The 3,462-nt window shown below is 58.3% G+C and carries 4 protein-coding genes; 2 read left to right on the forward strand and 2 right to left on the reverse strand.

Annotated elements, in window-relative coordinates; all coding sequences use genetic code 11:
• A partial coding sequence (locus ACYPYD_RS20650; RefSeq protein ID WP_459665223.1) for a UPF0149 family protein occupies nucleotides 1-540 on the forward strand: 540 nt, incomplete at its 5' end.
• Between the two features lie 126 nt (nucleotides 541-666).
• Here the strand turns inward: ACYPYD_RS20650 and ACYPYD_RS20655 are convergent.
• Both ACYPYD_RS20655 and ACYPYD_RS20660 read right to left on the reverse strand, forming a co-directional pair.
• A complete protein-coding gene (locus ACYPYD_RS20655; RefSeq protein WP_459665225.1) occupies nucleotides 667-1,359 on the reverse strand; it encodes a hypothetical protein in 693 nt (230 codons plus the stop codon).
• Nucleotides 1,360-2,366: 1,007 nt separating this feature from the next.
• On the reverse strand, nucleotides 2,367-2,936 hold the full coding sequence (locus tag ACYPYD_RS20660) for a hypothetical protein (protein ID WP_459665226.1): 570 nt from the start codon (nucleotides 2,934-2,936) through the stop codon (nucleotides 2,367-2,369).
• A 6-nt stretch (nucleotides 2,937-2,942) separates the two neighbouring features.
• On the opposite strand from ACYPYD_RS20660, the gene ACYPYD_RS20665 reads away from it, so the two are divergent.
• Complete coding sequence (locus ACYPYD_RS20665) at nucleotides 2,943-3,179, forward strand: hypothetical protein (RefSeq protein WP_459665228.1); 237 nt, start codon at nucleotides 2,943-2,945, stop codon at nucleotides 3,177-3,179.
• The last annotated feature ends 283 nt before the right edge of the window (nucleotides 3,180-3,462 follow it).

Below are 3,462 nucleotides of genomic sequence, written 5' to 3' on the forward strand. Positions count from 1 at the left end.
TTAGAGCAGCTCGAAATCTGGCTCGATACGCTTGATCCGCCGGTCGCCGGTGTCTCCTCGATCGATGGCTTCCTCGCGGCGTTGGCTGCCGGCCCGTCCATCATCAATCCGGACATATGGCTCAAGAGCATCCTGCGCGAACACGTCCAAAGCGCCCGATCGGCACCCGCGCGCCGAACGATCCTTAAGCGCTACAACCAGATCTGCATCGAGCTTGCCGAGTGCCCTGAGGTCTATGCGCCGATCTATATGCGGACCGAGGACGGCGAGGTCCTGCTGGAAGACTTTGCCAATGGCTTCTTCACCGCAATGCATCTGGACATGGACGCATGGAAGCCCTTCGTGTCTGATCGAGACTTCGGCCTGCCGCTTGCAGCTATCCTTGGCCAAAGCACGATCATCGATGGCATATCATGGATCGACCAGCTCCAGGATCCTCTCGCAAATCAGGCTCTTGCAGATACCTGGCGGATGATCCCCCAGATCATCTCCTTCATCCATGGCCAGTGTGCCTTTGCAAGAACCCTGACCGTACACTGAAGCCTCTCCACATCCCACGTGGGGTCGAAGCAGCGGTTACAGTAAATGCCTGGCTGGGCGTAGAAGCGGCGCGCTTCGAACGGCCCGCCATGGCGCTCGCGCCCGCAACGTAGTCGATATTTGGTCTCACAGAAGCGCGACTAGAACACCGGCCGCGCCAATTAGTGTGCCTATGATCGTCACCCAGAAGTTGCGCTTGCTGATGCGATCATTGGCTTCGGCCGCAGCTTGTTGTGCGGCGGCTGCTTTGGCATACTCAGCGAGTATTTCTTGCATCACCTCCATCTGCTTCTGGTGAATGCCAGTCGTGCTGACAGTCACAGCCTTCAATTGGCCTATGTCTTCCACGATGCTTTGAAGCAGCTGGTTGGTTTCATGGATCGGATTGAGAGGCACATCAGGTAGTTCGAACCGAGGTTGGTAAACCTCGTCGAGGTAATCGTTGCGGCCGATCTCATCCAAGATCGAAGCCTCTGCGAAGCCAGGCTTGTCCCGCATTCTGCGAGCCGTACTGCCGGTCAGTTGGTCTATGGCATCTTGTAATTGACTGGACGCCCCAGCAAGTCCGAGAACCTTGTTGTTCAAGCTGGCTGTGAAAGCATCGTGACGCCCGGTGAGCGTATTAATGAATGCGTCTCTTGCTGTCGCCGCCGACCTTGCAGTCTCACCTTCAATAGCCTGACGGACTGAGAGTGGGAGGTTTGGGTCGATCCCCGCCGCGAGCGATTCGATCCGATGTTGCTCGGCCAGTTTGCGGCTAGCCAGCCTATCCAGCTCTGCTCCGTAAGAGCGAGACAAATCGAAGTCGTCACCTTTCATACGGGCTCCCTATTTCTACTCAAAGAATGGTGACGGAGACCGAGAGTGGGTTCGGTCTCCTAGCTAACGTCCAAGACGTAGCTGCACGAGTTCGCTCGCGCGGGATGATGCTACTTCCATCGCGAAAGCGGCTTCGGCTTCCCGTTCGGTTCCGAATGCTGGTGCTTCCGGTGTTCTCAGTGATTTAAGGAAAAAGGCGCTTTCGAGCACCTCGCCGTTGGAGATAAGGTCGGTTCGCCAGAGCTCGACGCCCTCATCGTGTCGCAACAAAGTTTTCTCACTTGGCATCCTACGTCACTCCAAACTCATCGTATCGTCGCAACAGGACGATTGAGAGGTTGAACCGAAGTGCCCCTTGCGGCACAAAGGCTGGGAACGGTGAGCGGCGCGATCTCCCTTATGGAAGGGGAGAAAAGACGGTCCAGGTCACTGCGCTCACCGTTCCCCACTCCCGGATTTGGTGTCCGGTTATGGCGCCCAGCATTGTCGCCGAAGAATATCGCTCAAGCCCCAGTTGGACATGGGACCGGTTATCGAGTGTTCGACTTCTAGCATCAAGGGTGTTGGACTTCCCTTGATGTCCCCATCATATTTCCGTGGGTGCAGCGCACGCAAATATAAAACGCCCAAAAAAAATAATTGTGGGTGTTGACACGCTTTAGGCGACCAAATCGCGTGGTTTACCTGATTTTTTGACCAGATTTTCCGGGGTGTAGGACGGCAACCGGGCTCGGTTTGTTCACATTTTGCCCCTTCGCTTGACCTTCACCAGAGCTGCCATGCCGCTCCCAAGCGCGCCATGTGAGCATCACGCTCGACGAAGTTGGCGCTATGGTAGACGCTAAGGCGTCATCAAGCGGCCGGACGCCGCTCTGCCGTCTTCGCGATCCTTTGAAATAATATTACGCCCGTAAGCAATGCTGTGCCCTCGTCGGTCACCCCGCGCGGCACTTGCCCCCACGCCTCGCCTCCACGCTCTTTGGCCCGGATTTTCGCACACCGGATCGTCATTGCGCACCCCAGAAAGCGGCTTCGCGGGCCGATCCTCGGCCGAGGAGGGCTCTCCGCGTTGCCTTTGCACTTTTTTGCACGCGCTTTCGGGTTATGCGCATTTCATCATCGTGCCTAACCGACGCTGCCGATACACGCCCTCGGCCGGCGCTCTCTTCGATCATGGAGGCTAACGGAGCCGCGATCGCAGGTTCTGCAAGAAGCCACCCGATCGCAGCCTCGCGCAGACTGGACTCGTCGGCGAGGACAAGTCCTTCCAGGAGACTAAGTTGCAGCCCGGCAGGCATGGCTGCCGTCAATTCGGCGAACTGGCTGTGGATCAGGAACGGATCGCCCTCACAGGCTTTCACCAGGTCCTTCAACATCTCGTCAACATCGGGCGGCGGGAGATTAAGCTGGCTGGCTCCGGTCTGAATCATCGTGTGATCCATTGCGCTGCGTATATCGTCCCCCACCTCGACGCCGGCCCGCGAGAACGCCGAGACAAGCGCCAGCGCTGCCGTCGCCGCGAGCTTGCCGGTACGGATTTGCTGAGCGATCGCGGACCTGACGTTCTCTATGGCCATGGTCGCATGACCGCTTCCGGCCTCGCTTCGCTGCCGCAACTGCTCGAGCGTGTTGCCAAGCATGAAGGAATAGGCGTGATGCATCATCACGTCAGGCCGCTTCTTGCGTCCTTCGGCGCCCGCGAGGTCAACGATGAGCAGCAGGGCTTCGGCTGCTCCGCCAGCATATCTGCGATGCTGTGTGCGCCGGGCGACAATGCTCCCGAACGAATATCGTCGCGAACCATGCGCGCGATCTGTTGAATGGCGGCACGTGGCGTCACGATTGATGCTCCTTTCTCGTAGGGGGATTGCGTCATCGGTACAACTGCCGGCGGGGCGACGACAATCCCATTTTGCCACGCCCGGAATATCAAGGTTGGCTCGATAAAGGCAAAGAGCACGTTCGTGCACGCATCAGCGCCGCAAGGGCGCTGCTGCGAGGCGCACCCGCAAGGGGATGCGCTGGCGCGTCGGCGGGCGCCGCAGTGAGTAGCGACTAGACGTCGATCAGATCATCATCTTCGAATGCCACGGGCACACGCTG

It is taken from the genome of Novosphingobium sp. 11B (assembly GCF_054589055.1).